Annotated in this window: 27 protein-coding genes; 13 read left to right on the top strand and 14 right to left on the bottom strand. The window is 73.0% G+C overall.

Features of this window, described 5'->3' with window-relative positions:
• Window positions 1-39 precede the first annotated feature (39 nt).
• The 5 genes from IE108_RS15725 to IE108_RS15705 form a co-directional block, all read right to left on the bottom strand.
• Complete coding sequence (locus IE108_RS15725) at window positions 40-648, bottom strand: DUF2207 domain-containing protein (RefSeq protein WP_064732031.1); 609 nt, start codon at window positions 646-648, stop codon at window positions 40-42.
• Between the two features lie 66 nt (window positions 649-714).
• The gene (locus tag IE108_RS15720; protein WP_064730489.1) at window positions 715-951 is read right to left on the bottom strand and encodes a hypothetical protein; all 237 of its coding nucleotides are present in this window, start codon (window positions 949-951) and stop codon (window positions 715-717) included.
• A 427-nt stretch (window positions 952-1,378) separates the two neighbouring features.
• Window positions 1,379-2,842, bottom strand: coding sequence for a catalase (locus tag IE108_RS15715; RefSeq protein WP_064730490.1), 1,464 nt, complete (start codon window positions 2,840-2,842; stop codon window positions 1,379-1,381).
• 177 nt (window positions 2,843-3,019) lie between these two features.
• Window positions 3,020-3,910 carry a 2-hydroxy-3-oxopropionate reductase gene (locus IE108_RS15710; protein ID WP_064730491.1) on the bottom strand — a complete coding sequence of 297 codons (891 nt, stop codon included), beginning with the start codon at window positions 3,908-3,910 and terminating at the stop codon, window positions 3,020-3,022.
• Window positions 3,911-3,951: 41 nt separating this feature from the next.
• The gene (locus tag IE108_RS15705) at window positions 3,952-4,791 is read right to left on the bottom strand and encodes a TIM barrel protein (RefSeq protein ID WP_064732032.1); all 840 of its coding nucleotides are present in this window, start codon (window positions 4,789-4,791) and stop codon (window positions 3,952-3,954) included.
• Window positions 4,792-4,929: 138 nt separating this feature from the next.
• Here IE108_RS15705 and IE108_RS15700 point away from each other — a divergent pair, with 138 nt between their 5' ends.
• The 8 genes from IE108_RS15700 to IE108_RS15665 all read left to right on the top strand — a co-directional run bounded on the left by IE108_RS15700 (window position 4,930) and on the right by IE108_RS15665 (window position 12,174).
• Window positions 4,930-5,196 (top strand): thiamine-binding protein, encoded by a 267-nt coding sequence (locus tag IE108_RS15700; RefSeq protein ID WP_079163713.1) that lies wholly within the window; start codon window positions 4,930-4,932, stop codon window positions 5,194-5,196.
• Window positions 5,193-5,561 carry a helix-turn-helix domain-containing protein gene (locus IE108_RS15695; protein WP_064730493.1) on the top strand — a complete coding sequence of 123 codons (369 nt, stop codon included), beginning with the start codon at window positions 5,193-5,195 and terminating at the stop codon, window positions 5,559-5,561. Before IE108_RS15700 ends, IE108_RS15695 begins: the two co-directional genes overlap by 4 nt.
• A gap of 167 nt (window positions 5,562-5,728) precedes the next feature.
• Window positions 5,729-6,238, top strand: a complete 510-nt coding sequence (gene uraD / locus IE108_RS15690; RefSeq protein WP_064730494.1) for a 2-oxo-4-hydroxy-4-carboxy-5-ureidoimidazoline decarboxylase — start codon at window positions 5,729-5,731, stop codon at window positions 6,236-6,238.
• Window positions 6,239-6,240: 2 nt separating this feature from the next.
• Window positions 6,241-6,642 (top strand): hydroxyisourate hydrolase, encoded by a 402-nt coding sequence (gene uraH / locus IE108_RS15685; RefSeq protein WP_064730495.1) that lies wholly within the window; start codon window positions 6,241-6,243, stop codon window positions 6,640-6,642.
• Between the two features lie 8 nt (window positions 6,643-6,650).
• Window positions 6,651-7,586, top strand: coding sequence for a factor-independent urate hydroxylase (gene pucL / locus IE108_RS15680; RefSeq protein WP_064730496.1), 936 nt, complete (start codon window positions 6,651-6,653; stop codon window positions 7,584-7,586).
• A 64-nt stretch (window positions 7,587-7,650) separates the two neighbouring features.
• On the top strand, window positions 7,651-9,063 hold the full coding sequence (locus tag IE108_RS15675) for a nucleobase:cation symporter-2 family protein (RefSeq protein ID WP_064730497.1): 1,413 nt from the start codon (window positions 7,651-7,653) through the stop codon (window positions 9,061-9,063).
• A 72-nt stretch (window positions 9,064-9,135) separates the two neighbouring features.
• Window positions 9,136-10,524 (top strand): 8-oxoguanine deaminase, encoded by a 1,389-nt coding sequence (locus tag IE108_RS15670; RefSeq protein ID WP_064730498.1) that lies wholly within the window; start codon window positions 9,136-9,138, stop codon window positions 10,522-10,524.
• Between the two features lie 243 nt (window positions 10,525-10,767).
• Window positions 10,768-12,174, top strand: a complete 1,407-nt coding sequence (locus IE108_RS15665; RefSeq protein WP_064730499.1) for a nucleobase:cation symporter-2 family protein — start codon at window positions 10,768-10,770, stop codon at window positions 12,172-12,174.
• A gap of 77 nt (window positions 12,175-12,251) precedes the next feature.
• Here the strand turns inward: IE108_RS15665 and IE108_RS15660 are convergent, their stop codons facing one another.
• The 4 genes from IE108_RS15660 to IE108_RS15645 are packed head-to-tail and all read right to left on the bottom strand — an operon-like array spanning window position 12,252 to window position 15,261.
• Window positions 12,252-12,674: an acyl-CoA thioesterase gene (locus IE108_RS15660; RefSeq protein ID WP_064730500.1), complete on the bottom strand. Its 423-nt coding sequence runs from the start codon at window positions 12,672-12,674 to the stop codon at window positions 12,252-12,254.
• 59 nt (window positions 12,675-12,733) lie between these two features.
• Window positions 12,734-13,387: a hypothetical protein gene (locus IE108_RS15655; protein ID WP_064730501.1), complete on the bottom strand. Its 654-nt coding sequence runs from the start codon at window positions 13,385-13,387 to the stop codon at window positions 12,734-12,736.
• 39 nt (window positions 13,388-13,426) lie between these two features.
• Window positions 13,427-14,026 carry a histidine phosphatase family protein gene (locus IE108_RS15650; RefSeq protein WP_064730502.1) on the bottom strand — a complete coding sequence of 200 codons (600 nt, stop codon included), beginning with the start codon at window positions 14,024-14,026 and terminating at the stop codon, window positions 13,427-13,429.
• A 26-nt stretch (window positions 14,027-14,052) separates the two neighbouring features.
• Complete coding sequence (locus IE108_RS15645) at window positions 14,053-15,261, bottom strand: pyridoxal phosphate-dependent aminotransferase (protein ID WP_064730503.1); 1,209 nt, start codon at window positions 15,259-15,261, stop codon at window positions 14,053-14,055.
• A gap of 87 nt (window positions 15,262-15,348) precedes the next feature.
• Between IE108_RS15645 and IE108_RS15640 the strand changes: the two genes are divergently transcribed.
• Entirely contained in the window at window positions 15,349-15,990 is a 642-nt protein-coding gene (locus IE108_RS15640; protein ID WP_064730504.1) for a winged helix-turn-helix transcriptional regulator, read from the top strand.
• 52 nt (window positions 15,991-16,042) lie between these two features.
• On the opposite strand, the gene IE108_RS15635 is transcribed toward IE108_RS15640, so the two are convergent.
• The 3 genes from IE108_RS15635 to IE108_RS15625 form a co-directional block, all read right to left on the bottom strand.
• Window positions 16,043-16,858 carry a hypothetical protein gene (locus IE108_RS15635; protein ID WP_064730505.1) on the bottom strand — a complete coding sequence of 272 codons (816 nt, stop codon included), beginning with the start codon at window positions 16,856-16,858 and terminating at the stop codon, window positions 16,043-16,045.
• On the bottom strand, window positions 16,858-18,123 hold the full coding sequence (locus IE108_RS15630; protein ID WP_064730506.1) for a VWA domain-containing protein: 1,266 nt from the start codon (window positions 18,121-18,123) through the stop codon (window positions 16,858-16,860). The genes IE108_RS15635 and IE108_RS15630 overlap by 1 nt, the downstream gene beginning before the upstream one ends.
• A 62-nt stretch (window positions 18,124-18,185) precedes the next feature.
• Window positions 18,186-19,700, bottom strand: a complete 1,515-nt coding sequence (locus tag IE108_RS15625; RefSeq protein WP_064730507.1) for an IucA/IucC family protein — start codon at window positions 19,698-19,700, stop codon at window positions 18,186-18,188.
• Between the two features lie 117 nt (window positions 19,701-19,817).
• On the opposite strand from IE108_RS15625, the gene IE108_RS15620 reads away from it, so the two are divergent.
• Both IE108_RS15620 and IE108_RS15615 read left to right on the top strand, forming a co-directional pair.
• Entirely contained in the window at window positions 19,818-21,365 is a 1,548-nt protein-coding gene (locus tag IE108_RS15620) for an IucA/IucC family protein (protein WP_064730508.1), read from the top strand.
• A gap of 63 nt (window positions 21,366-21,428) precedes the next feature.
• Entirely contained in the window at window positions 21,429-22,043 is a 615-nt protein-coding gene (locus tag IE108_RS15615) for a TOPRIM nucleotidyl transferase/hydrolase domain-containing protein (RefSeq protein WP_064730509.1), read from the top strand.
• Window positions 22,044-22,073: 30 nt separating this feature from the next.
• On the opposite strand, the gene IE108_RS15610 is transcribed toward IE108_RS15615, so the two are convergent.
• The gene (locus tag IE108_RS15610; protein ID WP_064730510.1) at window positions 22,074-22,499 is read right to left on the bottom strand and encodes a DUF6003 family protein; all 426 of its coding nucleotides are present in this window, start codon (window positions 22,497-22,499) and stop codon (window positions 22,074-22,076) included.
• Between the two features lie 117 nt (window positions 22,500-22,616).
• Here IE108_RS15610 and IE108_RS15605 point away from each other — a divergent pair, with 117 nt between their 5' ends.
• Together IE108_RS15605 and IE108_RS15600 are read left to right on the top strand one after the other, a co-directional pair.
• Window positions 22,617-23,102, top strand: coding sequence for a MarR family winged helix-turn-helix transcriptional regulator (locus IE108_RS15605; protein WP_064732033.1), 486 nt, complete (start codon window positions 22,617-22,619; stop codon window positions 23,100-23,102).
• A gap of 1 nt (window position 23,103) precedes the next feature.
• Window positions 23,104-24,018, top strand: a complete 915-nt coding sequence (locus IE108_RS15600) for a HipA family kinase (protein WP_064730511.1) — start codon at window positions 23,104-23,106, stop codon at window positions 24,016-24,018.
• Between the two features lie 67 nt (window positions 24,019-24,085).
• On the opposite strand, the gene aceB is transcribed toward IE108_RS15600, so the two are convergent.
• A complete protein-coding gene (gene aceB, locus IE108_RS15595; protein ID WP_064730512.1) occupies window positions 24,086-25,708 on the bottom strand; it encodes a malate synthase A in 1,623 nt (540 codons plus the stop codon).
• Window positions 25,709-25,797: the final 89 nt, after the last annotated feature.

Genomic DNA, 25,797 nt, shown 5'->3' with positions numbered 1-25,797 from the left:
CCTCTTGTGCGCGGCCGTATCCGCCCGGCCCGGTCCCGCTCAGTCGGGGCCGCCGCCCGTGCCCCCGCCGCAGTGGAATGGGTCGGACGCGCCGCTCGGGCCGCCGCGCGACGAGTACCGCCGCGGTCCGCGGTCCGCCACCTCCGCCCGCTCCACCAGACCGGCCCTGAGGGCGAAACGGGGCAGCAGGAGGAGCAGCGCCGCCTCGTCGTGCAGGGCGACGGCGAGCAGCCGGTCGTCGGCCGTCAGACCGCGCCGGCCGCCGGGCAGCGGGTGCCGCTCGCGCAGGTCCCGCACCCGGCGGCGGGCGGCCCGGGTCGGGCCGAGCAGCGGGTAGCGCAGCAGACCGTCCTCCGCGAGCGGGATGCGCATCAGCGCCACCGCCAGGCGGACGTCCGGGTGCCGGGTCAGCCTCCTGATGCCCAGCGGCTCCTCTAGGCTCCAGCGCACCGCCTCGGCCAGCGGGGGAAGGGGCGTCGCGGCCGTCCCCGGCTCGGTCGGCAGCGCCCGTACGGTGCCCGGCGGGCCGGGTTCGACGGCGCCCCGCAGATACAGGTCCACCACCGCCACCGTGACGGCGGCGCGCGGCCCGCCCCGCAGCAGCGCCACCTCGTGCGGCTCCAGCCGAAGCGCCCCGTCCTCGTCCACCGACACCACCCCCGTGCCCCCGTGTTGCCGGGTTTGTGCCCGCTCCCCGGGGCGCCTACGCCCGGGTCAGCCCTCGTGGTGCTCGTGCAGTCCCGGCCACTCGTCCGGGCCGCCGCCCTGCCATTGGACCAGGTTGCTGTCCTCGACGTCGGTGACGTACAGGTCGGCCAGGCGCAGCAGTTCGGCGACGTCGTCGATGTGCGAGGCGACGCCGAGGGTCTCGTCGCCGGAGGTGACGCGGCGGGAGCCGTCGAGGGCGGGGGAGTGGACGACGATGTGCGGGTGCTTTGGTGGAAGTGCCATGTCTTCAGGCTGCTGCGGCGGCGCCGGACGCGCACCCCGGGCGAACGCCGGAGAGCGCCGGATGCGGGACCGTCCGCATCCGGCGCTCTCCAGCCGGTGAAGGTTCTTCACGTGGTGACCGTCCGGCGGCGCGAGGCTGGGCGCGACAGGTCGTTCGCGCCGCCGGACGGGGTTTGGGGGCCTCTGCTCACCAGAGGCGTGGTGTGGCTGGGACCGCGGCGGTGCGACGGGCGCGGAACGCTGCTCCCCTCAGGTCGTAGGAGAAGCGTCCGTGCCCTTCACCACCGCACTGGCTCGCAGGCCGCCGCGGTCCTCGCCCTGCCCGCGCCGGCACCTGGCTCTCACCCCTCATCCGGGCTGCTCCGGTGCCTGCGCGGGCCGCGCACACGGTCCGGCCTCCCCGCCGGGTCCGTGCGCGAGTCGTGGGTCAGTCCTCGCGCAGGGCGCGGACCGCCTCCTCCACGCGCTTGCCGTACTCGGTGTCGGCCGCGTGGAAGTGCGCGAGGTTCTTCTCGACCACGTCGTTGCGGGAGACCTGGGACAGGCCGCCGGCGATGGTCGCGATCAGTCGCTTCTTCTCGTCCTCGGTCATCAGCCGGTACAGCTCGCCGGCCTGGAAGAACGGGTCGTCCTTGGTGTGCTGCGGCGCCTCGTGGGTGCCGGTGTGGCCGGAGACGGCGAGCGGCGCGGCCAGCGGGCGGCCGGTCTCCACCGGGCCGTCGTGGGAGTTCGGCTCGTAGTTCTTGGCGTCACGGCCCTGCGGGTTGGACGCCATGAGGCCGTCGCGGCCGTAGTTGGCGGCGCCGCCGGGCACGGCCTTCGGGGCGTTCACCGCGAGCTGGGTGTGGTTGACGCCCAGGCGGTAGCGGTGCGCGTCGGCGTAGGCGAACAGGCGGCCCTGGAGCATCTTGTCGGGCGAGGGGCCGATGCCCGGAACGAAGTTGTTCGGGGAGAACGCGGCCTGCTCGACCTCGGCGAAGACGTTGTCCGGGTTGCGGTCGAGGACCAGGCGGCCCACGCGGCGCAGCGGGTAGTCGCCGTGCGGCCAGACCTTCGTCACGTCGAACGGGTTGAAGCGGTAGTTCGCCGCCTCGGCCGCCGGCATCAGCTGCACGTGCAGGGTCCACGACGGGTACACGCCCCGCTCGATGGCCTGCACCAGGTCCGTCTGGTGCGAGGTCGGGTCCTGCCCGGCCTGCTCGGCCGCCTGCTCGGCGGTCAGGCAGCGGATGCCCTGGTCGGTCTTGAAGTGGTACTTGACGAAGTACGACTCGCCCTTGGCGTTCGTCCACTGGTAGGTGTGCGAGCCGAAGCCGTCCATGTGGCGGTAGGACGCCGGGATGCCGCGGTCGCCCATCAGCCAGGTCACCTGGTGCGTGGCCTCGGGGGAGTGCGCCCAGAAGTCCCAGACGTTGTCCGGCTCCTGGCGGCCCGAGAACGGGTCGCGCTTCTGCGAGTGGATGAAGTCGGGGAACTTGATCGGGTCCTTGATGAAGAACACCGGGGTGTTGTTGCCGACGAGGTCGTAGTTGCCCTCCTCGGTGTAGAACTTCAGCGCGAAGCCGCGCGGGTCGCGGACCGCGTCCGCGCCGCCGAGCGAGTCGGCCACCGTGGAGAAGCGCAGGAAGACCTCGGTGCGCTTGCCGACGCTGCTCAGGAAGTCGGCGTGGGTGAAGTCGGTGACGTCGTCGGTCACCTCGAAGTGGCCGTACGCGCCGGAACCGCGGGCGTGCACCACGCGCTCCGGGATGCGCTCGCGGTTGAAGCGGGCGAGCTTCTCCAGCAGGTGCTGGTCCTGGATCAGGAGGGGGCCGCCGATGCCGGCGGAAGCGGAGTTCTGGTTGTCGGCGACCGGGGCGCCGGACTCTGTCGTGAGCACTCGCTGCGACATCGTGGACCTTCCGTGCGAGGGGCAGCGGAAACTTGTTTCCGCTTCGTGGAGCTTAAATTTGGAGCATCAGCACGTCAACAGTTTGTTGAAGTGGGTTCCGGGCGGCGCCACCGCTCGGGCGCGACAGGACAGGTGTCAGCGGCGGCGCCGCCCGGAGGTCTGGTGCGGTGCCTGCGGTCAGACCTGGTCGCCGGAGAGGCGCTCCACGGCCCGCAGCAGCGCCGAGTGGTCCAGGCCGCCGTCGCCCTGGGCGCGCAGCGACGCGACCAGCTGGGCCACCACGGCGCCGACCGGCAGCGCGGCGCCGACGTTGCGGGCGGCGTCGGTGACGATGCCCATGTCCTTGTGGTGCAGGTCGATGCGGAAGCCCGGCTTGAAGTCCCGGCCGAGGAAGTTGTCCTTCTTCCGGGTCAGCACGGTCGAGCCGGCCAGGCCGCCGTTGAGGACGTCGAGGGCGGCCTTCAGGTCGACGCCCGACTTCTCCAGGAAGACCACGGCCTCGGCGCACGCCTGGATGTTCACGGCGACGATGAGCTGGTTGGCGGCCTTCACGGTCTGGCCCGAGCCGTGCGGACCGCACAGCACGATGGTCTTGCCGAGCGCCTCCAGGAGCGGCTTGGCCTCGTCGAAGTCGGCCTGCTCACCGCCGACCATGATGGACAGCACGGCCTCGATCGCGCCGGCCTCGCCGCCCGACACGGGGGCGTCCAGGACGCGGATGCCCTTGTCCGCGGCGGCCTTCGCGAGGTCCACGGAGGTCTGCGGGGTGATCGAGGACATGTCGACCAGGAGCGCGCCGGACTTCGCGTTCTCCAGGATGCCGTCCGGGCCGTAGGCGATGGCCTCGACCTGCGGCGACGCGGGGACCATCGTCACGACGACGTCGGCGTCGCGCACGGCCTCGGCGATCGAGCCGGCCACGGTGCCGCCCGCGGCGGACAGGCGGTCCAGCTTCTCCTGCTCCAGGGTGAAGCCGGTGACCTGGTAGCCGGCCTTGATCAGGTTCTCGGACATGGGGGAGCCCATGATGCCGAGACCGATCCAGGCGACCTTGGGAAGAGTGCTCATGACGGGTACCTCTCTGCAAAAAGTTCTGTGCGGGGTGGCGCTCAGCGGGCCGCGCGGGCCTCGGCCGGCAGCCAGGAGAAGGACTGGGCGCTGGGGTCGTCGCCCGGCTTGTACTCGAGGCCGACCCAGCCGTCGTAGCCGGCCTTCGCGAGCCGGTCGAGCAGCTCCTCCAGGGGGAGCGAGCCGGTGCCGGGGGCGCCGCGGCCGGGGTTGTCGGCGATCTGGACGTGGCCGGTCTTCGCGGCGTACGCGTCGATCACCTGCGGCAGGTCCTCGCCGTTCATGGACAGGTGGTAGAGGTCCATGAGGAACTTGGCGTTGCCCAGTCCGGTGGCCTCGTTGACCTTGTCCACGACCGCGATCGCGGCCGGCGCCGACACCAGCGGGTACAGCGGCGACTCGGGCTTGTTCAGCGCCTCGACCAGGAGGATCGCGCCGATCCGGTCGGCCGCGCGGGCGGCCAGGACCAGGTTCTCCAGCGCGAGCCGGTCCTGCTCGGCCGGGTCCACGCCCTCGACGCGGTTGCCGTACAGCGCGTTGAGCGCCGTGCAGCCCAGGGACCGGGCGAAGTCGGCGGCCACGTCGATGTTGGCGCGGAAGCGGTCCGACTCCTCGCCCGGCACCGACAGGGCGCCGCGGTCGGGGCCCGGCAGCCGGCCGGCGTAGAAGTTCAGCCCGGTGAGCTGGACGCCCGCGTCCTCGATCGCCGACTTGAGGGCGTCGAGCTCGGACTGCTCGGGGGTGGGCGAGTCGATCCAGGGCCACCACAGCTCGACCGCGGTGAAGCCGGCCGCGGCGGCGGCCGCGGGGCGCTCCAGGAGCGGGAGTTCCGTGAAGAGGATCGACAGGTTGACGTTGAAGCGCTGGTCTGCGAAGCCCATCGGGTGCCGCGCTCCCTTCCGTTCGATCGTGTTCCGCATTACGGAAGTTCGTTTCTGCTTAATGGAAGATTGCCGTCGAGCCTCCGGCCTTGTCAAGAGGGGGCGGCGGAAACGGTCACCGCGCGTTAGGTTGACCGCGTGCGATTGAGAGTGGAGTTCACGACCGAACCCTTCGATCTGGACGAGGCCCCCGCCCACGCGGTGGTGGCCCGGGAGGTCGTCGAGGCCGCGCGGCTGGACGCCGTCGACGTCGGCCCGTTCGGCAACACCGCCGAGGGCGGCGCGGACCGGGTGCTGACCGCCGTGGACGCGCTGCTGCGCCGCACCCTGGAGGCCGGCGCCACCCGGATCTCGCTCCAGGTCAACGTGGTCGACGGGCGCGGGGACGCGGAGGCCGAGCGGTGACCGGTCCGGGGGAGGAGCCCTTCATCGCGGCCGTCAAGCCCCTGGTCGACGCCATCGGCGGCGAGATGCTCCCGCCCGACGAGGCGGGCCAGGACGACGTCGTGCTCTCCTGGGAGGGTGTCGACGTCGTCGCCGTACGCCTGCCGCAACTCGCCGACTCCCTGGACCACATCCTGGCGGCCCTGGAGCGCCGGCAGGGCAGGCCGCTGGCCGAGCTGGACCGCAGGGCCAAGCAGGAGGTGGTGCGGATGCTGGAGGCGCGGGGCGCCTTCTCGGTGCGCCACGGAGTGGAGACCGTCGCCGGCGCGCTGGGCGTCAGCCGGTTCACCGTCTACAACTACCTCAACCGCGAGAAGGGCGCCTGACTCGGGACACCCGCCTGACCAGGCACGACACCGTCGACGAGGAGCCGCCGTCCGTTCACCGGACGGCGGTTTTCGTTACCCCGAATTTTCAACAAAGTGTTGACGGCTTGTTTCCGAGGGCGTTAGCTATCGGCACGCCCGTTCAGCACAAGGCCACGGAGGCTCCCGTGACGTCCACTTCCGCGTCGGGCCTGGCCCGATTCAACACCCTCGAGGAGCCGGCGGCACGCGCCGAACTCCACGAGGCGTGCGCCTCCACGGCATGGGCCCGGCAACTGCTCGCCGCCCGTCCCTACGCCACCCCCGAGGACCTGTACGCCGCCAGCGACGCCGCCATGGCCGCCCTGACGGCCGACGACCTCGCGGAGGCGATGGCCGGACACCCGCCGATCGGCCGCCCCAAGCCCGGCGACCCGACCTCGTCCCGCGAACAGGCGGGCATGGCCGGAGCCACCGAGGCACTCAAGGCGGAGATGCTCGAACTGAACCTGGCCTACCAGGACAGGTTCGGCCACGTCTTCCTCATCTGCGCCACCGGCCGGACCGGCGAGCAGATGCGGGACGCGGTCAAGGAGCGGATCGGCAACTCGCCCGAGCAGGAGCGGGAGATCGTCCGCACCGAACTGGGGAAGATCAACCGCATCCGCCTGACCCGACTCGTCGAACAGGACGCCTGACCATGAGCACCAGCACCACCGCCTCCGTGTCCACGCACATCCTGGACACCAGCGTCGGCCGCCCCGCCGAAGCCGTCGCCGTCCACCTCTCTGCCCGCTCGGGCGGAGAGGCGGACTGGCAGGCGCTCGGCGGCTCCGCGACCGACGCCGACGGCCGGTGCAAGGACCTCCCGGCCCTGCCGGAGGGCACCACCCACGTACGCCTCGACTTCGACACCGAGACGTACTTCGCCAAGAAGCAAGCCGCGGCCCAGCAGGACGCCCCCGCGCTCCGGGACAGCGAGAACGGCCGGCCCGTGTTCTTCCCCGAGGTCACCATCACCTTCGCGGTGGTGCCCGGCGAGCACTACCACGTTCCGCTGCTGCTCAACCCGTTCGGCTACTCCGTTTACCGAGGGAGCTGACCGAAACCATGACCCGTTTCGTCCTGGGACAGAACCAGTACGGCAAGGCTGAGAACCGCGTCGTCAAGATCACGCGTGACGGCGACACGCACCACATCAAGGACCTGAACGTCTCCGTCGCCCTCTCCGGCGACATGGAGGACGTCCACCGCAGCGGTTCGAACGCCAACGTCCTGCCGACCGACACCACCAAGAACACGGTGTACGCCTTCGCCAAGGAGCACGGCATCGAGAGCGCCGAGGACCTCGGCGTCAAGCTCGCCCGCCACTTCGTGGACAACAACGAGCCCATCGGCCGGGCCCGCATCCGCATCGAGGAGTACGGCTGGGAGCGGATCGAGACCTCCAAGGGCGGCGCCCGCTTCGTCGGCTCCGAGGAGATCGCCCACTCCTTCGTCCGCACCGGCCAGGAGACCCGCGTCGCGGAGATCACCTACGACGGCCACGGCATCCAGGTGCTCTCCGGGTTCAAGGACCTCACCGTCCTGAACTCCACCAACTCCGAGTTCTTCGGCTACCTGAAGGACAAGTACACGACCCTCAAGGAGGACTACGACCGGATCCTCGCCACCACCGTCTCCACCTGGTGGCGGCACAACTGGGACGGCGTCGACTCGCACGCCCCGGACTGGGACCGCTCGTACAACGGGGTGCGCAAGCACGCGCTCCAGGCGTTCGCCGAGACCTACTCGTACTCGCTCCAGCAGACCCTCTTCGAGATGGGTGTGCGGGTGCTCAACTCCCGCGACGAGGTCGACGAGATCCGCTTCTCCATGCCCAACAAGCACCACTTCCGCTCCGACCTGTCGCCCTTCGGGATCGACAACGAGGCCAAGGACGGCGCCGTCTACTACGCCGCCGACCGCCCCTACGGCCTGATCGAGGCCACCATCCTGCGCGACGGCGCCGAGCAACTGATCCCGGTCGACATGACCAACCTCTGACGCGGTACGCGCGCCGCCGGCCCGGCCACCGAGGCCGGCGGCGCGCCACACCGGAGGGAACACCATGGCAGTGCCTGCATCGGAGCCGGCGAAAGGCTCCCGTTCCACCCCGCCGGTGCACACCGAGGACGCCGTCACGTCCGTGCACCCGGTGGACGAGAAGCTCCACCCCTCGCGGCTCGTCCCCGCCGCGCTCCAGCACATCGCCGCGATGTACGCCGGCGTCGTCACCCCTCCGCTCATCATCGGCCAGGCCGTCGGACTCGACCTGGAGGGCCGCACGCGGCTGATCGCCGCGAGCCTGCTCATCGCGGGCATCGCCACGCTGCTCCAGACCCTCGGGGTCAAGGGTTTCGTCGGCAACCGCCTGCCCTTCGTCAACGCCGCCTCCTCGGCCGGCATCGCCCCCATCCTCGCGATCGCCGAGACCAACGGCGACGGCGGCCAACTCCCCGCCATCTACGGCGCGGTGATGGTCGCGGGCGTGTTCTGCCTCGCCGTCGGCCCGTTCTTCGGGCGGCTGCTGCGCTTCTTCCCGCCGCTGGTCACCGGGGTGGTCATCACCCTGATCGGCGTCACGCTGATGCCGGTGCCCGTCGGCTGGGCCCAGGGCGGCGACAAGACCGCCGCCGACTTCGGCTCGATGCGCAACCTCGCGCTCGCCGCCTTCACCCTCGGCGTCATCCTCGTCGTCCAGCGCTTCGGCAGGGGCTTTTTCAAGCAGGTCGCCCTGCTCCTCGGGCTGCTCGTCGGCACCCTCGTCGCCCTGCCCCTCGGCATGGCCGACGTCGGCGCCCTCAAGTCCGCGCCGGTCGCCGCGCTGCCCACCCCGTTCGCCTTCGGCGCCCCCGAGTTCCAGCCCGCGGCCATCCTGTCGCTGTGCATCGTGATGCTGGTCCTGATGACCGAGTCGTCCGCCGGCATGCTCGCCCTCGGCGAGATCTGCGACCGCCGCGCCGACTCCAAGGTCATCACCCGCGGCCTGCGCACCGACGGCCTCGCCACCCTGATCGGCCCCGTCTTCGGCGGCTTCCCCACCTCCGCCTTCGCGCAGAACGTCGGCGTCGTCTCGCTCACCCGGGTGCGCAGCCGCTACGTGGTCGCCGCCGCCGGCGCCACCCTGCTGGTCCTCGGGGCCTTCCCGGTCCTCGGCGCGGTCGTCTCCCTGGTGCCGATGCCGGTCCTCGGCGGCGCGGGCATCGTGCTCTTCGGCTCCATCGCCGTCAGCGGCATCCGCACGCTGTCCGAGGCCGGCCTGGACGACAGCTCCAACATCATCCTGGTGGCCGTGGCGCTCGGTGCGGGCATCATCCCGCTGGCCGCACCGGCCTTCTACGCCGAGTTCCCCGCCTGGGCGCAGACCGTCCTCGGCTCCGGCATCAGCGCCGGCGCGATCGTCGCGGTCACGCTCAACCTCTTCTTCCACCATCTCGGCACCCGGAGCCGCCAGCCGGTTCCGGCACTCAAATCCTCCTAGGGTCCTGCCGTGCCCTCCCCGTGGGTACTCCCATCCCCGTCCACGGGCCCCACTGAAAGACAAGGAAGCAGCATGGCAGCATCATCGGCAGCCGAGCGCACGGTCATCGAGAACTGCGCGATCGCGACCGTCGACGCGGGCGACACCGAGTACGCCTCGGGCCATGTCGTCATCGCCGGCAACCGGATCGAGTCGGTCGGCGCGGGCAGCGCACCGGAGGGTCTGGACAACGTCGTACGCCGGATCGACGGGACCGGGCACCTGGTCACGCCCGGTCTGATCAACACCCACCACCACTTCTACCAGTGGATCACCCGGGGCCTGGCCACCGACCACAACCTGTTCAACTGGCTGGTCGCGCTGTACCCGACGTGGGCGCGCATCGACGAGCCGATGGCCTACGCGGCGGCCCAGGGGTCGCTCGCCATGATGGCCCGCGGCGGCGTCACCACCGCCATGGACCACCACTACGTCTACCCGCGGGGCTCCGGCGACCTGTCCGGCGCGATCATCCGCGCGGCCCGCGAGACGGGTGTCCGCTTCACCCTCGCCCGCGGCTCCATGGACCGCGGCGAGTCGGACGGCGGGCTGCCGCCGGACTTCGCGGTGGAGAGCCTGGACGGGGCGCTCGCCGCCACCGAGGCCACCGTCAAGGAGCACCACGACTCCTCCTTCGACGCGATGACCCAGGTCGCCGTCGCGCCCTGCTCCCCCTTCTCGGTCTCCACCGAACTGATGCGCCAGGGCGCGGAGCTGGCTCGCCGGCTCGGCGTGCGGCTGCACACCCACGGTTCGGAGACCGTGGAGGAGGAGAAGTTCTGCCACGAGCTGTTCGGCATGGGCCCGACCGACTACTTCGAGTCCACCGGCTGGCTCGGCGAGGACGTGTGGATGGCGCACTGCGTCCACATGAACGACTCGGACATCGCCGCCTTCGCCCGCACGAAGACCGGCGTCGCGCACTGCCCGTCCTCCAACGCCCGCCTCGCCGCCGGCATCGCCCGGGTCCCCGACATGCTCGCCGCCGGTGTCCCGGTCGGCCTCGGCGTCGACGGCACGGCCTCCAACGAGTCCGGCGAACTCCACACCGAACTGCGCAACGCCCTCCTCATCAACCGCCTCGGCGCCCACCGCGAGGCCGCCCTGAACGCCCGCAAGGCGCTGCGCCTCGGGACCCACGGCGGTGCGCAGGTGCTCGGCCGGGCCGCCGAGACCGGCTCGCTGGAGGCGGGCAAGCTCGCCGACCTGGTGTTGTGGCGGATGGACACCCTCGCCCACTCCGCGATCGCCGACCCGGTGACCGCCCTGGTCTTCGGCGCCGCGGCCCCGGTCACGGCCTCGTTCGTGAACGGCCGGCAGATCGTCGAGGACGGCCGCCTGCTGACCGTCGACGAGGACGCCATCGCCCGCTCCACCCGGGACGAGGCGCGGCGCCTGGCGCGGATCGCCGCCCAGGCCTGAACACCGCACGACAGCACACCATTTGATCTCCGGCCGAGAGGGACGGCTCCCGGCCGGTAGCCGTGGACCCGAGCGGGGCCCACGGCGGCCTACTCCGGGGCGTGCGCGCCCATGCGCACGCCCCGGGGACGGTCACCGTTTCCCCAGACGGTCCGTCACGGTCCCGCACGACCATCACCACCAGCTCCACCTCCATGACACCCGCGTCAGAGCCGACGCGTAACCGACCGGAGGGACGCCGCCGTGGCCGACCACCCTGTTGACGAGAAACTCCCGCCCCTGAAGATGGCGACGACCGGCCTGCAGCACGTGGCCGCGATGTACGCCGGAGTAGTCGCACCACCCCTGATAGTCGGCGCGGCCATCGGGCTGTCCGCCACCGAACTCACCTTCCTCACCGGCGCCTGCCTGTTCACCGCGGGCCTCGCCACCTTTCTGCAGACCCTCGGCATCTGGAAGATCGGCGCCCGGCTGCCGTTCGTCAACGGCGTCACCTTCGCGGGTGTCGCCCCCATGACCGCCGTGGTCGCCTCCACCGACGACAAGTCCGACGCGCTGCCGATCATCTTCGGCGCGGTCATCGTCGCCGGAGTCCTCGGCTTCTTCGCCGCGCCGTTCTTCAGCAAGGCGATCCGCTTCTTCCCGCCGGTCGTCACCGGCACCGTCATCACCCTGATAGGCATATCCCTGCTGCCCGTGGCCTTCGGCTGGGCGCAGGGACCCGATGCCGCGGCGGACGACTACGGCTCGGCCACCAACCTCGGACTGGCCGCGATCACCCTGGTCATCGTCCTCGTGCTGCGCCGCTTCACCCGCGGCTTCGTCAAGCAGATCGCGGTGCTCCTCGGCCTGGTGGCGGGCACGCTCATCGCGATCCCGTTCGGCGTCACGGACTTCGGGCCGGTCGCGGACGCCGACGTCGTCGGCTTCCCGACGCCCTTCCACTTCGGCGCCCCGCAGTTCCAGATCGCCGCGATCGTCTCCATGTGCGTGGTGATGGTGGTCTCGATGACCGAGTCCACCGCCGACATGCTCGCCCTCGGCGAGATCGTGGACCGCCCCGCCGACGAGAAGACCATCGCGGCCGGCCTGCGCGCCGACACCCTCGGCTCGGCCATCAGCCCCGTCTTCAACGGCTTCATGTGCAGCGCCTTCGCGCAGAACATCGGCCTGGTCGCGATGACGAAGATCCGCAGCCGCTACGTCGTCGCGGTCGGCGGCGGCTTCCTGGTCCTGATGGGCCTGTGTCCCATGGCGGCCTCGCTCATCGCCGTCGTCCCGCGCCCGGTCCTGGGCGGCGCCGGCGTGGTGCTCTTCGGCTCGGTCGCGGCCAGCGGCATCCAGACCCTGGTCCGGGCGAGCCTCGACAAGGACAACAACGTCCTGATCGTGGCGGTCTCGCTGGCCGTCGGCATCATCCCGATCGCGGCCCCGGAGTTCTACCACTCGTTCCCGGAGAACGCGAAGATCATCCTGGACTCCGGCATCTCCACCGGCTGTGTCGCCGCCGTCGTGCTCAACCTGCTCTTCAACCACATCGGCGGCCGCTCGCGCGAGGCGGAGGACGTGACCCACCCGATGGAGGCGGGAGAGGAGATCACCGAGGCCTCCCGGGAACGCGGTCACGCCGTGACCCCGGGCACCCCGTGACCCCGCGCACCTGACCCGGCGAACGGGCCGGCGCCCCTCCCCGAGGGGCGCCGGCCCGCGCGGCGCCCGGCCGCCGCCTACAGCCCGAACAGCCCCGGATCCGACGCCAGTTCCTTGAACCGCTCCCGGGGATCGGCCACCAGTCTGCGCGCCCGCAGATCCATGAGGCCGCCGACGCCCTCGACCTCGGCGGCCACCGTGCCGTCCGCCTTGCGGATCACCTGGTGGATCCCGAAGGTCTTGCCCTCGCCCCACTCGAAGGCGCAGGTCACCTCCACCTCGTCCCCGGCGAGCAGCTCGCGCCGGAAGCGGATGGTCGTCTCCAGGGCCACCGGGCCCACCCCGCGGGCGACCAGGTCGGCCTGCCGGATGCCGGCCGCGTCGAGCAGTGACCAGCGGGCGTGCTCGGCGTAGTTCAGGTACACGGCCTGGTTGAGATGCCCCTGGGTGTCGGTCTCGTACCCCCGGACCGTCACGGGTACGGAAAACGGCTCACTCACCGCTGCTGCCTCTCCTCGTCGGCGTACTGACCGGTCGATCCTGGCACGCCGGGGGAGCCTCACACCTTCCGCGGGGAGGCCAGCAGGTAACGCGTCCGGGTGCGCGGCTCGGTGTGCTCCCCGGCCTGCCACCCGGCCCGCTCCAGCGTCGCGGCGCACTCCCGCAGCGCCGCGGCGTCCGGCTGGTGGACGGCGACGGCGTCCGGCTGCGGGGTCGCGCGCACCCGGTACCCGTCGTCGCCCGCCGGGCCCGCGGGACGGTGCCCGGCCGCCTCCAGCGCGAGTGCGGCCGCCCGCACCAGGTGGGTGCGCTCCCAAGTACAGGGCAGCTCCGTGCTCCCGTCCGGGCGGGTCATCCGGCGCAGCTCCAGCAGCCCCTGCCAGGCGCCGCGCACCTCTCGCAGCCGGGCGGGTCCGGCGCCGTCCGGCACGTCCTCCTCGCCGCCCACCCGCGCGGCGAAGACGCCCCCGCCGGTGTCGGGGCGAGCGGCGGCGGGCACGGGCCCGGGCGGCGGGTCGGGCTCGGCGTCCGCGTCCCGTATCCGGTGCCCGGCCGGGGTCAGGAAGTGGTCGTGCGGCGGGCGCGGGTGCCGGAAGGCGAGCCCCCGCTTCACCAGCCCCGCGAGCTGCGCCTCCGTCCCGCGCAGCCGTCCGGTCGAGGGATCGGCGGCGTCGATGACGCGACGCTGCGCGGCTGTGGGCGACAGTGCCACGGCGTCCTCCCTTCCCCGCACCGTTGACGCTCTCGAAGACTACGACGGGGGTCTGACATTCCAGGCGGCGATCACCGGCCGCGCGTGCTCCGTGCCGAGCCGGCACAGGGTGCCGGTGCCGAGCTGGAACAGCGCCCCGTGCGACGGCGGCAGCCCCAGGTGCCGCGCGGTCAGCACCCGCAGGAAGTGCCCGTGCGCGACCAGCACCACGCACCCCTCGGTGTTGGCGAACGCCGCCTCCACCCGGGCCAGCACCCGGTCCGCCCGCTCCCCGACCTGCTCCGGGGACTCCCCGGGGTGCTCCGGCGGCCCGGGCTCGACCCCGTCGCTGAACAGGAACCAGTCCGGCCGCTCCCGGTGGATCTCGACCGTGGTGATCCCCTCGTACCCGCCGTAGTCCCACTCGTGCAGATCCGGGTCGACCCGCACGTCGTGCAGCCCGATCAGCTCGGCCGTCTCCCGGGCCCGCTGGAAGGGGCTGACGAAGGCGGCGCCGATCCGGTGCGAGCGGATCAGCGGCACCAGACTCCGCGCCTGGTCCCGCCCGTGCTCGGTCAGCGGCACGTCCGTCAGCCCGGTGTGCCGTCCCGACCGAGACCACTCGGTCTCCCCGTGCCGAACCAGAAAAAGATCACCCATGCCCCCAGGCTACGGTCCCGGCGGCGCTACTGCCGGTACCCGCCCAGGAACCGGCCGATCCGCCCGATGGCCGCCTCCAGGTCGTCCGCGTGGGGCAGGGTGAGGATGCGGAAGTGGTCGGGGGACGGCCAGTTGAAGCCGGTGCCCTGGACCACCTGGATCTTCTCCCGGAGCAGCAGGTCGAGGACGAACTTCTCGTCGTCGTGGATGCCGTGCACCTTCGGGTCGATGCGCGGGAACGCGTACAGCGCGCCCTTGGGCTTCACGCAGGAGACGCCCGGGATCTCGTTGAGCTTCTCCCAGGCCACGTCCCGCTGTTCGCGCAGCCGGCCGCCGGGGGCCGTCAGGTCGCGGATCGACTGGCGGCCGCCGAGCGCGGCCTGGATGGCGTACTGGGCGGGCGCGTTGGCGCACAGGCGCATGGAGGCCAGCATGGTCAGGCCCTCCAGGTAGTCCTTCGCGTGCTGCCTGGGCCCCGTGACGACCAGCCAGCCGGAGCGGAAGCCGGCCACCCGGTAGGTCTTGGAGAGGCCGCAGAAGGTGAGGACCACCAGGTCGGGGGCGAGCGCGGCGGCCGAGTGGTGCACGGCGTCGTCGTAGAGGATCTGGTCGTAGATCTCGTCGGCGAAGACCATCAGACCGTGCCGGCGGGCGAGGTCGAGGATGCCCTCGACGATCTCCTCGGGGTAGACCGCGCCGGTGGGGTTGTTGGGGTTGATGATGACGACCGCCTTGGTGCGGTCGGTGATCTTCGACTCCATGTCGGCCAGGTCGGGGTACCACTCGGCCTGTTCGTCGCAGAGGTAGTGCACCGCCTTGCCGCCCGCGAGGGTGGTCACCGCCGTCCAGAGGGGGAAGTCGGGGGCGGGGATCAGCACCTCGTCGCCGTCCTCCAGCAGCGCCTGCACGGCCATCGAGACCAGCTCCGAGACGCCGTTGCCGAGGAAGACGTCGTCGACGTCCACTTCCAGGCCGAGGGTCTGGTAGCGCTGGGCCACGGCGCGGCGGGCGGAGAGGACGCCGCGCGAGTCGGTGTATCCGTGCGCCCTGGGCAGCATGCGGATCATGTCCTGGAGGATCTCCTCCGGCGCCTCGAAGCCGAAGAGGGCCGGGTTGCCGGTGTTGAGCCGCAGCACGCTGTGCCCCGCCTCCTCCAGCGCGTCGGCGTGCTCGATGACCGGGCCGCGGATCTCGTAGCAGACCTCGCTGAGCTTGTTCGACTGCCGGAACTCCATGCGCCGCTTCCCCTCCGGTATCTGGTGTTGCTTGGTTTTACCAAGTGGGAGCTTGGAAAGTCCAACAACTTGTCTACACTGCGTCGCATGTCACCTCGCCGAAGCTACGACCAGTACTGTTCCGCCGCCCGCGCGCTCGACGCCGTCGGCGACCGCTGGACCCTGCTGATCGTCCGGGAGCTGCTCGCCGGGCCGCGGCGCTACACCGACCTGCACGCCGACCTGCCCGGCGTCAGCACCGACGTGCTCGCCTCGCGGCTGAAGGACATGGAGCGCGAGGGGCTGACGACCCGGCGCAGGCTGCCGCCGCCGGGAGCGGCGTACGTGTATGAACTCACCGCACGGGGAAGGGAGTTGCTGCCGGTGCTGGACGCGCTCGGCGTCTGGGGCGCCGGTGAGCTGGGGGAGCGGCGGCCCACGGACGCCCTGCGGGCCCACTGGTTCGCACTGCCCCTGCTGCGCGCGCTCGGAGAGGCCGGGGCGGCCGAGGGCCTGGTCGAGGTGCGGCTGGAGGAAGGGGACTTCCACCTGTACGCCGGCCTGCCGGACGACGGCCCCGTGTACGGCGACGGGCCCGCGCCCGGCGAACCCGACGCCCGGCTGGTGCTGGACGCCGGGACCTGCGCGGCGCTCGCCCGAGGGGAGACCGGGCTGCGGGACGCGGTGCGGGAGGGCCTGGTCGAGGTCACCGGCGAGGGCACGGCGGCGAAGGCGCTGCGGGAGGGATGAGACGGCGGGAGGCCCGCCCCGGTTGCCGCGGGGCGGGCCTCCCGAGCTGACGTCAGGCCGTCGGCGGCACCCGGGGCGGCCGCCCCGAACCGCGGGTCAGCGTGTAGCCGCCGATGCCCGCGAGCGCGGCCAGCACGGCACCGGCGCCGGTCCACACCCAGCGGTCCGACCACCAGCCCGACGACCAGCCGTCCTCCGGCTCGATCGCCGAGAGCACGGCACCGTGGTCCTCGCCGTCCTCCCCGCCCCCGTCGTCCTTGCCGGAGGACACCGCCACGCCCGGCACCAGGGGTTCGGCCAGCGAGCCGTCCACCGCGGCGGCGCCGCCCGCGTCCTTCGAGTCCACCCGCACCTCGGCCCCGACCGGGACGCCGAGGTCCGACGTCGGCAGCCGCACCGCCGTCAGCCGGACGTAGTAGGTGCCCGGCAGCGGGTCGTTGGCCCACGGTTCCGACCAGGCGCGCACCGTGCGCAGCACGCAGGCCAGCTCCAGGGTGGAGGCGTCCGCGGCGGCGGTGCGGTTCTCGGCGCCCCACTGGCAGGCCTGGCGGCGGCGCAGACCGTCGTAGACGTCGATCCGCCAGGTCTGCGGCGCGTGCGTCTCGGGCAGCCGCGCCGAGGCCCGCACGGTGGGCCGCCCGCCCGCGTCGGCGGGGAACGACCAGTACAGGTAGTCGCCCGCGGAGCCGTTCGCCGTGGCCCGCTGCCCCTGCTCGATCTCCGTCGCCGTACGGAAGGACGTACCCGCCTCGGTCGGCGCGCCGCCGTCCTGAGACGGGCTCGCGGACGGCGACGGGCCGGCCGCCGCCGGGCTCGCGGCGACGCCCAGCAGCAGTACCGCAGCGCTCAACGCTCGGGTGAATCGCATCAGTTGGTCCTCCAGACCGCGAACCGCCAGCGCGACAGCCAGCCCCACAGCAGACCGGCGAGGAAGCCGACGAGCACCAGTACGCCGAGCAGCCACCAGCCGCGGCCGAGGCCGAAGGAGGCCACGTCGTCGGCGTCGCCCGGGCCGTCCACCACGTCGACGGTCAGCTCCAGCGGCAGACCGGGCGTGGTCTTCACACCGGAGGCGACGGAGAAGGAGTGGGTGACCTGGAGGCACACGGCCTCGGCCGGCTGCTCGTCGGACCCGTCCTCCGCCTTGGGGTACCGCAGACCCGTGGAGAGCACGTCGGTGCGGCCGTCGCCCGCCGCCTCGCCGCGCACGATCTCGCGCCCGTGCGCCGTCACCGCCCGCAGCAGTACGCCGTGGGACGGGTTCACGGCCCGGTCGGCGCCCACGCTCACCGAGGCCCGCAGCTCCCGGCCGGGTGCCACGTCGACCCGGTACCAGCGCGGGGAGCCGAACTCCGCGCGGTCGGTGTACAGCCCCGACTTCAGCGTCGGCGCCTTCGCGCACGAGTCCGCGCCACGCGTGGCCACCGGCGTCACCACCGGGTCGGCCGCGCGGTCCACCAACTGGTTGACCTTCTCGGTCAGTTCGTCGGTGTGCTCCACGGACGTGTACGTGCCGCCGGTCGCCTCGGCGATGCAGCTCAGCTGCTGGCGCATCTTCGCGTTCGGGACCAGGCCCAGCGTGTCGATGGTGAGCCCGATGCCCTTGGCGGCGATCTCGCGCGCCACCTCGCACGGGTCGAGCGGCGCGCAGGTGTCCTCGCCGTCGCTGATCAGCACGATCCGCTTGGAGCCGGCGCCGCCGTCGAGGTCGTCGGCCGCCTTCAGCAGCGCCGGACCGATCGGCGTCCAGCCGGTGGGCGCCAGCGTGGCCACCGCCGTCTTCGCCTCGGTGCGGTCCAGCGGGCCGACCGGGTAGAGCTGCGCGGTGTCCTTGCAGCCGGTGCGGCGGTCGTCGCCCGGGTAGTCCGCGCCGAGCGTGCGGATACCCAGCTCGACCTCTTCCGGCGTCGCGTCCAGCACCTCGTTGAAGGCCCGCTTCGCCGCGGCCATCCGGGTACCGCCGTCGATGTCCCGCGTCCGCATCGAACCGCTGACGTCGAGCACGAGGTCGACCTTCGGCGCGTCCTCACCCGTGGGTTCACCGGCCACCGCCCCGGCCGGGAACGCCAACCCGGCCGCCAGCGCGGCGAGCAGGGCACAGGTACCCGCCGCCAGCCGTGTTCTTGTGATCATCGGCGGATCCTATTGATCACTCGCGCCGGGCTCCAAAACGAGACCGGCGCGACGCCCCGACTTCACCCCGCGTGCAGCGGATTGGGCAGCTCCGTCCACAGATCCCCCGCACTCGCCGGTGAAGTGCGCATCAGCGTCAGCGACTTCACCGGCAGCGGCTCGTCGCGCAGGGCCAGGACATCGGGGGTGGGCGGCAGTTCCCGCACCGCCTCCTCCAGCGCCGCGCCCAGCGCCGCGCCCGAACCCGCCGTCGCCGCCAGCGCACCGCCCACCAGCGAACCGAACAACTTGCGCCGCAGCGCCACCGGATCGTCGGTGAGCATCCGCGCGGGCAGGTCCGGGACGGCGATCCCGTGCCGGGCCAGGCGGGCCGGGCTGACGCGGATGTCGGCCAGGTCGCGGTAGACCAGGCGCAGCGGCGCGCCCGCCGCCGAGAGCACCACCAGGAGGTTCTGCCCGTGCGCCTCCAGGGCCACCCCCAGCTCCAGCAGGCGCAGCCCCACGCCGAGCGCCAGCCGCGCGAACGCCGCCCGCCACGCCGGAGACCCGGCCGGACCGATGCCCGCCAGCGCGGCCACCGGGACCACGTGCTCCCCGGGCGCCGCGTACGTCCGCGGCGACTCGCGCAGTACGGCCGCCAGGTCGGGGGAGCCCGCGGCCACCGCGCCCAGGGTGCCGGTGACGTGCAGCAGCCCGTCCAGGCGCGCCGCCAGCTCCTGCCCGAACCGGGACACGTCCGCGGACGCGCCGACGGAGGCGACCGAGATGTCGCGCACCGACGAGGTCAGGCGGGCGCTCAGCGCGGTCTTGACGTGCGGCCCGCCGGGCACCGCCAGCGTGCGCAGCGACATCAGCGGACGCGCGGAGATCCCCTGCTCGCAGCGCCGCTTGAGCACGTGCGCCGCCTGCCACGGATGCACGGGGACGAGCAGCGCCCGCCCGTCCCGCAGCTCCCGCGGCCACGCCCCCGTCACCAGGCACTCGTCCGCCGGGACCGGCACCAGGCCCAGCTCCACCACCGGCCCGTGCTCGGGCCCGTACGCGAGCTGCTCCGCCACCGAGAAGCCCGGCCGCGAGCGGCAGCCCGGGTGGTAGGGATGCCCGTCGACCACCCGCCGCTCCCAGCCCCAGTCGGACCGAGGCCACTCGTCCGGGTGATCCCGCGGCACCGCACCCGGCTGCCCCGCGCGGGAGAGCGCCAACGAGGCGGCGCTGTGCCCGAGTTCCGCCGCGAACCCGGCGGAGTGCGGTACGGCGAGGTCGGTCATCAGCCGCTCCGGATCGTCGTACGCGGCCTCGTCGAGGTGGACGACCCGTGCGTACGCGTCCGTGCGGTACGGATCCGCCGCCGGACCCGCCAGTCGCCGGCCGTCCGCGAGACGCAGCACGAGCCCGTCCCCGGCGGACTCCCGGCCCGCGATCCAGGGCAGCGGCTCATGCGCGAGGGCACGCCAGAGCCGGGTCAGCACCGCCGCGCGGGCTCCCGGGCGCTCGGCGTCGAAGCGGCCCGACAGAGCGGGGCGGACGGCCGCCAGCTCGTCGGCGACCTCGGCCTCTGTGCTGCTGGGACGGTGCACGGGCGGGCTCCTCGGGTACGGGTAGCGGGGCGGGCGGACGCACGACTGGGGACCGGACGACTACCGACATACTGATCGTCTCCGTCCCGTCCGCCATGGACAGACCGTAGGGAACGAGTGGAACGCGTGGATCTCCTGCCCCCGCCCGCCGGCGCCGACGCGGCCCGGGACGCCGCCTCCCCGGACGCCGTCGCCGCACGCGCCGACGCCTGCGCGGCCGTACCGCTGCTGAACTGCCTGCTGCGCGAGGTGGCCCGGCCGCTGCCCGGCACCGGACCCCGGCCGGTCTACCGGCTGCCCGGCGGCAGACTGCTGCGGGTGCGCGCCGGCCGGCGCCCCGCCGAACCGGAGATCCGCGCGGCGGGCGGCTGGCACCGCGTCGGACACGCCGAACTCGTCGGCCTCGTCGCCGAGGAACTGCACCGGCACACCGGCCTCGCCAACGGCGAACTCCCCGCCGAGATGACCGACAGCCGCGACACGGTCGCCGCGCTGCTCACGGCACGCGCGCGGGCCACCCCGCCGGAGGACGCCTACCTGCGCTCCGAGCAGTCCCTGCTCACCGGCCACACCCACCACCCCGCCCCCAAGGCCCGCGGCGGCGGCCCGGACACCCGCTGGCTGCCCTACGCCCCCGAGGCGTACGCCCGCTTCCCCCTGGTGCTGCTCGGCGTGCGCGAGGACACGGTCGTCGACGAGGGCGACACCGCCGCCCTGGACGCGCTCGGCCAGGCCCCGCCCGGCTACCGGACGCTGCCGGCCCACCCCTGGCAGCTGAAGCTGGCGGCGGACGCACTGGCCCCCGCCTTCGCCGACGGCCGGCTCCGCCGGCTGGGCACCACCGGCTTCTTCACCTGGCCGACGGCGGCGATCCGCACGGTGTACGCGCCCGAGTACCTGCCCGGGCGGGACCTCTTCCTGAAGTTCAGCCTCGACGTGCGCATCACCAACGACATCCGGCGCCTGTGGCGGCACGACCTGCTCCGGCTGCGCCGCACCGACACGGCCGTCACCGAGGCGTTCGCCGCCGCCGGGACCTCCGCGGCCTGGCTCGGCGACCGCGGCCACCGCACCGCGGACTTCGCCTTCGAGGAACTGGCCGTCGTCGTCCGCGACGGCCTGCGCGGCCGCGTCCTGCCCGGCGCGACCCCGCTGCTCGCCGCCGCGCTCGTGGAGGGCTTCCCCGGCAGCCCGCTGGCCCGGGCCGCCGACCCCGGGGCCTGGTGGCGGGCCTACCTCGACGCCGTCGTCCCGCCCGTCCTGACCGCCTTCGCCGACGACGGCGTCGTCCTGGAGGCCCACCTCCAGAACACCCTGGTCGCCGTGGACGCCGACGGCACGCCGGTGCAGGCCCTGTTCCGGGACGCCGAGGGCGTCAAGCTGGTGCCGGAGACCTCCCGGGCGGCCGGCTGGGAACGGCTGGTGTACTGCCTCGTCGTCAACCACCTCTGGGAGACCGGCGCCGCCCTCGCCGAACACCACCCCGGGTTCGACCCCTGGCCCGCCGTCCGCCACGCCCTCTCCCGCCACCCCCTCCCCGAGATCCCCGCCCTGCTCAACGCCCCGACCCTCCCGGCCAAGACCAACCTCCTCCTGCGCTGGACCGGCGCCGACGGCGCGGACGCCCGCTATCTGCCGCTGCCCAACCCCCTGCGGACGGCGTGAGCGCGCCGGGGCCCGCCGCGATATTCCGTGTCGGCGCGGGCCCCGGCGGTGCACACTCGCTGCATGGCGGACATCGAGGCGTTCCGGGACGAGGTCACCCACTGGGCGGCCGGCGGGACCGGCTCCACGGCGCGGGAGCTGGCGCGGCGGCTCGGACTGCGGACGGCGGTGCTGCTGGAGGGCCCGAGCGACCTCGCGGCCGTCGAGACGCTGGCCGCGCGGCTGGGCCGGGACCTGGTGGCCGAGGGGGTGGCCGTGGTGTCGATGGGCGGGGCGATGAGCGTCGGCCGCTACGCCGGACTGCTCGGCCCGCCCGGTCTCGGACTGCGCCTGACGGGCCTGTGCGACGTGGGCGAGGTCCGCTTCTACGACCGGGGCTGGCAGCGGGCCGGGGCGCCGCCGGACTTCTTCGTCTGCGAGGCGGACCTGGAGGACGAGCTGCTCCGCGCGATCGGCCCGGACCGGGCCGAGGAGATCATCCGCTCCGAGGGCGAGTCCCGCCCCTGGCAGACCTTCGTCGGCCAGCCCGCGCAGCAGGCCCGCCCCCGGCACCAGCAGCTGCGGCGCTTCCTGAGCACCAAGAAGGGCCGCAAGATCCGCTACGGCCGCCTCCTGGTGGAGGCCCTCGACCCGGCCCGGCCACCCGCTCCGCTCGACGGACTCCTCACGAACCTGTGACCGGGCGGGTGCCGACGGGACGACGCCGCGTCAGAACTGGGTGAGCCTGCCCACGTCCACCGGGTCGAGCCCGGTGAGCTGGGCGATCCGGGGCGCCGGGATCCCCGCCGCGTGGGCACGGTGCACGAGGGTCTCCCAGTCCTGGGTGACGTCGCGGAAACCGAGCAGCTCGCGTTCGAGGTCCGTGATGGACGCCGGGGTGCACTCCTGCTCCACCCGCAGCGACTCGTCCTCGGTCAGCGGCACGGGCAGCCGCTCCGCCTCCTCCGGGATGAGGACCTCGCTCGCCGCGGGAAGGATCCTGACCTGCTCGGACCCGGGAGCCGTACCGTGCGCGGAGAGCCAGCCGCGGACGGCCGGTGTCTCCAGGCACTCCAGGGGCCCGACCGCGGCCAGCGGCGCCGCGAGACGCGGATGACGCTCCGGCAGCAGGAACAGGTACGCGTCATCGGCCATCGCTCAGCTTCGCCCTTCGCGGCACGGGTGGGGCCACCGATATTAGTGCCGTCCGGGGACCCGGAGCGCCGCGAGGAGGTGCGCGTACCCTGGATGCATTCCCGTGCCTGCGAAAAGGTGACCGTGACTTCCATCCAGCCCTGGCCCGAGCCGGCAGAGGCGGCGCGCGTGACCTCCACGGCCGCCGAGCTGCTCGAGGTGGTCTGGGGCCGGGCGTCCACCGCTCCCGCCTCCGCGTCCCAGCTGCGCGTGCTGTTCATCATCGAGCACCAGGAGGGCATCAACCTGCGCACGCTCGCCGACTCCCTGGCCTCCACACCGCCCTCCACGAGCCGGCTGTGCGACCGCCTCCAGGCCGCCGGGCTGGTCGAGCGCGAGGTGAGCAGCACCGACCGGCGCGAGGTGCGGCTGCGTCTGAGCGGCAGTGGACACGCCTTCCTCGACGACCTCCGCTCCCGCCGGGAGCGGGAGCTGCAGGCGGTCCTGCGGCTGATGCCCGCCGCCAAGCGCGCGGCGCTGCTGGAAGGGCTGGAGGCGTTCTGCGCCGCGGCGTCCCCGCGGTCCCGGCACGGCGCCGCCGCCCCCGACACCCGGAGCGCCTGAGGTGCTGAGGGAGGTCACCGCGACGCGCTACGTCGCACCCCTGCACGAGGGCGGCTCGGTGCCGGGGATCGTCGAGGCCGACGACCTCGGCACCTACGTCCTGAAGTTCACCGGCTCCGCGCAGGGCCGCAAGGCCCTGGTCGCCGAGGTGATCGTCGGGGAACTCGCCCGCGAGCTGGGCTTCCGGGTGCCCGAACTGGTCCTCGCCCACTTCGACCCGGCGCTCGCCGAGGACCAGCCGCACCAGGAGGTCCGCGACCTGCTCGACGCCAGCGCCGGGCTCAACCTGGGCATGGACTACCTGTCGGGCGGCGCCGACCTCACCCCCGAGCTGGCCAGGACCTTCCCGGTGGACGCGCGGGAGGCCGGGCGGATCGTCTGGCTGGACGCGCTCACGGTCAACGTCGACCGCACGGTGCACAGCTCCAACCTCATGGTCTGGCCCACCCTCGGCGTCGCGCCCCCGCGCCTGTGGCTGATCGACCACGGTGCCGCGCTCGTCTTCCACCACCGCTGGGACACCTCCGCCCCGCAGAAGGCCTACGACTTCCGCCACCACGCCCTCGGCCACCACGCGCCCGACGTCCCGGCCGCCGACGCCGAACTCGCCCCGCGGGTGACGCGGGAGCTGCTGCGCGAGGTGACCCGGCGCGTCCCGGACGCCTGGCTGACCCCCGAGGCCGGCTTCGGCACCCCGGACGAGGTGCGAGCCGCCTACGCGGACTACCTGCACGCGCGCGTGCGGGCCTCCCGGCAGTGGCTGCCCACCGACTTCCCGGACCGCGACCAGCTGGCCGCCGAGAACGCCGCCCGCGCCGCCCGGACCGAGCGGGGCCGCCCGGCCTGGCTCAAGCGCGTCCCCGACCTGCACGGCAAGCCGTCCGCCGAACGGGACTGGTCGGCCCACCTGGACTGAGACACGACCGCGCCCCCGGTGCTGTGCGGTACCGGGGGCGCGGGTCGTCTCACGGGGTGCCGGGCGTTCAGCCCTTCAGCTGCTCGTACGCCGGCAGGGTGAGGAAGTCGGCGTAGTCCTGGTCGAGGGAGACCGTCAGCAGCAGGTCGTGGGCCTGCTGCCAGTTGCCGGCCGTGAAGGCCTCGTCGCCGATCTCCGCGCGGATGTTCGCCAGCTCCTCGGCGGCGACCTTGCGGGCCAGCTCGGCGGTGACCTGCTCGCCGTTGTCGAGGACGACCTCGGCGTTGATCCACTGCCAGATCTGCGAGCGGGAGATCTCGGCGGTGGCCGCGTCCTCCATCAGGTTGAAGATGGCGACGGCGCCCAGACCGCGTAGCCACGCCTCGATGTAACGGATGCCCACCTGCACGGCGTTGACCAGGCCCGCGTACGTCGGCTTGGCGTCCAGGGAGTCGATCGCGATCAGGTCGGCCGCCTTGACGTCGACGTCCTCGCGCAGCCGGTCCTTCTGGTTGGGCCGGTCGCCCAGCACCTTGTCGAAGGACTCCATGGCGATCGGGACCAGGTCGGGGTGGGCCACCCAGGAGCCGTCGAAGCCGTCGCCGGCCTCGCGGTCCTTGTCGGCGCGGACCTTCTCGAAGGCGACCTTGTTGACCTCGGCGTCCCGGCGCGAGGGGATGAACGCGGCCATGCCGCCGATCGCGTGCGCGCCCCGCTTGTGGCAGGTGCGGACGAGGAGTTCGGTGTACGCCCGCATGAACGGGGCGGTCATCGTCACGGCGTTGCGGTCCGGCAGGACGAACTTGGCGCCGCCGTCCCGGAAGTTCTTGACGATGGAGAAGAGGTAGTCCCAGCGGCCCGCGTTCAGCCCGGCGGCGTGGTCGCGCAGCTCGTAGAGGATCTCCTCCATCTCGTACGCGGCCGTGATCGTCTCGATCAGGACGGTGGCGCGGACGGTGCCCTGCGGGATGCCGAGGTAGTCCTGCGCGAAGACGAACACCTCGTTCCAGAGGCGGGCCTCCAGGTGCGACTCCGTCTTCGGCAGGTAGAAGTACGGGCCCTTGCCGAGGTCCAGCAGGCGCTGGGCGTTGTGGAAGAAGTACAGCCCGAAGTCGACCAGCGCGCCGGGGACCGGACGGTCGCCGACCTTCAGGTGGCGCTCGTCGAGGTGCCAGCCGCGGGGGCGCATGACGACGGTCGCCAGCTCCGCGTCCGGGCGCAGGGCGTACGACTTGCCGGTGCGCTCGTCGGTGAAGTCGATGGCGCGGTGGTAGGCGGCGGTGAGGTTGAGCTGGCCGCCGATGACGTTCTCCCAGGTCGGCGCGGAGGCGTCCTCGAAGTCCGCGAGCCAGACCTTCGCGCCGGAGTTGAGCGCGTTGATGGTCATCTTGCGGTCGGTCGGGCCGGTGATCTCGACCCGGCGGTCCTGGAGCGCGGCCGGGGCGGGGGCCACCCGCCAGGAGTCGTCCTCGCGGACGGCCGCGGTCTCGGGGAGGAAGTCGAGCGTGGAGGTGCGGGCGATCTCGGCGCGGCGCTCCGCACGGCGGGCGAGGAGCTCGTCACGCCGGGGCGTGAACCGCCGGTGCAGCTCGGCCACGAAGGCGAGCGCCGCATCGGTGAGGACCTCCTCCTGCCGGGGCAGGGGCTCGGCGTCGACGATGGCCAGCGGGGACGGCGCTGGTGCGGACATGAGCTGTCACTTCCTTCAGCGGTGGCACCGGGTGCCAGAGGGCGCGTATGGGGCATTACGCACTCGCTGTGCGGTCGAGTGCTTCTGGT

Origin of the sequence: Streptomyces parvulus, assembly GCF_014648855.1 — a bacterium.
Lineage (GTDB): Bacteria > Actinomycetota > Actinomycetes > Streptomycetales > Streptomycetaceae > Streptomyces > Streptomyces parvulus.
The sequence above is the reverse complement of the archived record's forward strand: the minus strand, read 5'-3'. Positions and strand labels throughout refer to the sequence as shown.

What these genes read in the sequence shown, in the direction of transcription:
- IE108_RS15720 (WP_064730489.1), bottom strand. Translation starts at nt 951, where the DNA reads ATGGCACTTCCACCAAAGCACCCGCACATCGTCGTCCACTCCCCCGCC.
- IE108_RS15715 (WP_064730490.1), bottom strand. Translation starts at nt 2,842, where the DNA reads ATGTCGCAGCGAGTGCTCACGACAGAGTCCGGCGCCCCGGTCGCCGAC.
- IE108_RS15710 (WP_064730491.1), bottom strand. Translation starts at nt 3,910, where the DNA reads ATGAGCACTCTTCCCAAGGTCGCCTGGATCGGTCTCGGCATCATGGGC.
- IE108_RS15705 (WP_064732032.1), bottom strand. Translation starts at nt 4,791, where the DNA reads ATGGGCTTCGCAGACCAGCGCTTCAACGTCAACCTGTCGATCCTCTTC.
- uraH (WP_064730495.1), top strand. Translation starts at nt 6,241, where the DNA reads ATGAGCACCAGCACCACCGCCTCCGTGTCCACGCACATCCTGGACACC.
- pucL (WP_064730496.1), top strand. Translation starts at nt 6,651, where the DNA reads ATGACCCGTTTCGTCCTGGGACAGAACCAGTACGGCAAGGCTGAGAAC.
- IE108_RS15675 (WP_064730497.1), top strand. Translation starts at nt 7,651, where the DNA reads ATGGCAGTGCCTGCATCGGAGCCGGCGAAAGGCTCCCGTTCCACCCCG.
- IE108_RS15670 (WP_064730498.1), top strand. Translation starts at nt 9,136, where the DNA reads ATGGCAGCATCATCGGCAGCCGAGCGCACGGTCATCGAGAACTGCGCG.
- IE108_RS15650 (WP_064730502.1), bottom strand. Translation starts at nt 14,026, where the DNA reads ATGGGTGATCTTTTTCTGGTTCGGCACGGGGAGACCGAGTGGTCTCGG.
- IE108_RS15645 (WP_064730503.1), bottom strand. Translation starts at nt 15,261, where the DNA reads ATGGAGTTCCGGCAGTCGAACAAGCTCAGCGAGGTCTGCTACGAGATC.
- IE108_RS15640 (WP_064730504.1), top strand. Translation starts at nt 15,349, where the DNA reads ATGTCACCTCGCCGAAGCTACGACCAGTACTGTTCCGCCGCCCGCGCG.
- IE108_RS15635 (WP_064730505.1), bottom strand. Translation starts at nt 16,858, where the DNA reads ATGCGATTCACCCGAGCGTTGAGCGCTGCGGTACTGCTGCTGGGCGTC.
- IE108_RS15630 (WP_064730506.1), bottom strand. Translation starts at nt 18,123, where the DNA reads ATGATCACAAGAACACGGCTGGCGGCGGGTACCTGTGCCCTGCTCGCC.
- IE108_RS15615 (WP_064730509.1), top strand. Translation starts at nt 21,429, where the DNA reads ATGGCGGACATCGAGGCGTTCCGGGACGAGGTCACCCACTGGGCGGCC.
- IE108_RS15610 (WP_064730510.1), bottom strand. Translation starts at nt 22,499, where the DNA reads ATGGCCGATGACGCGTACCTGTTCCTGCTGCCGGAGCGTCATCCGCGT.
- aceB (WP_064730512.1), bottom strand. Translation starts at nt 25,708, where the DNA reads ATGTCCGCACCAGCGCCGTCCCCGCTGGCCATCGTCGACGCCGAGCCC.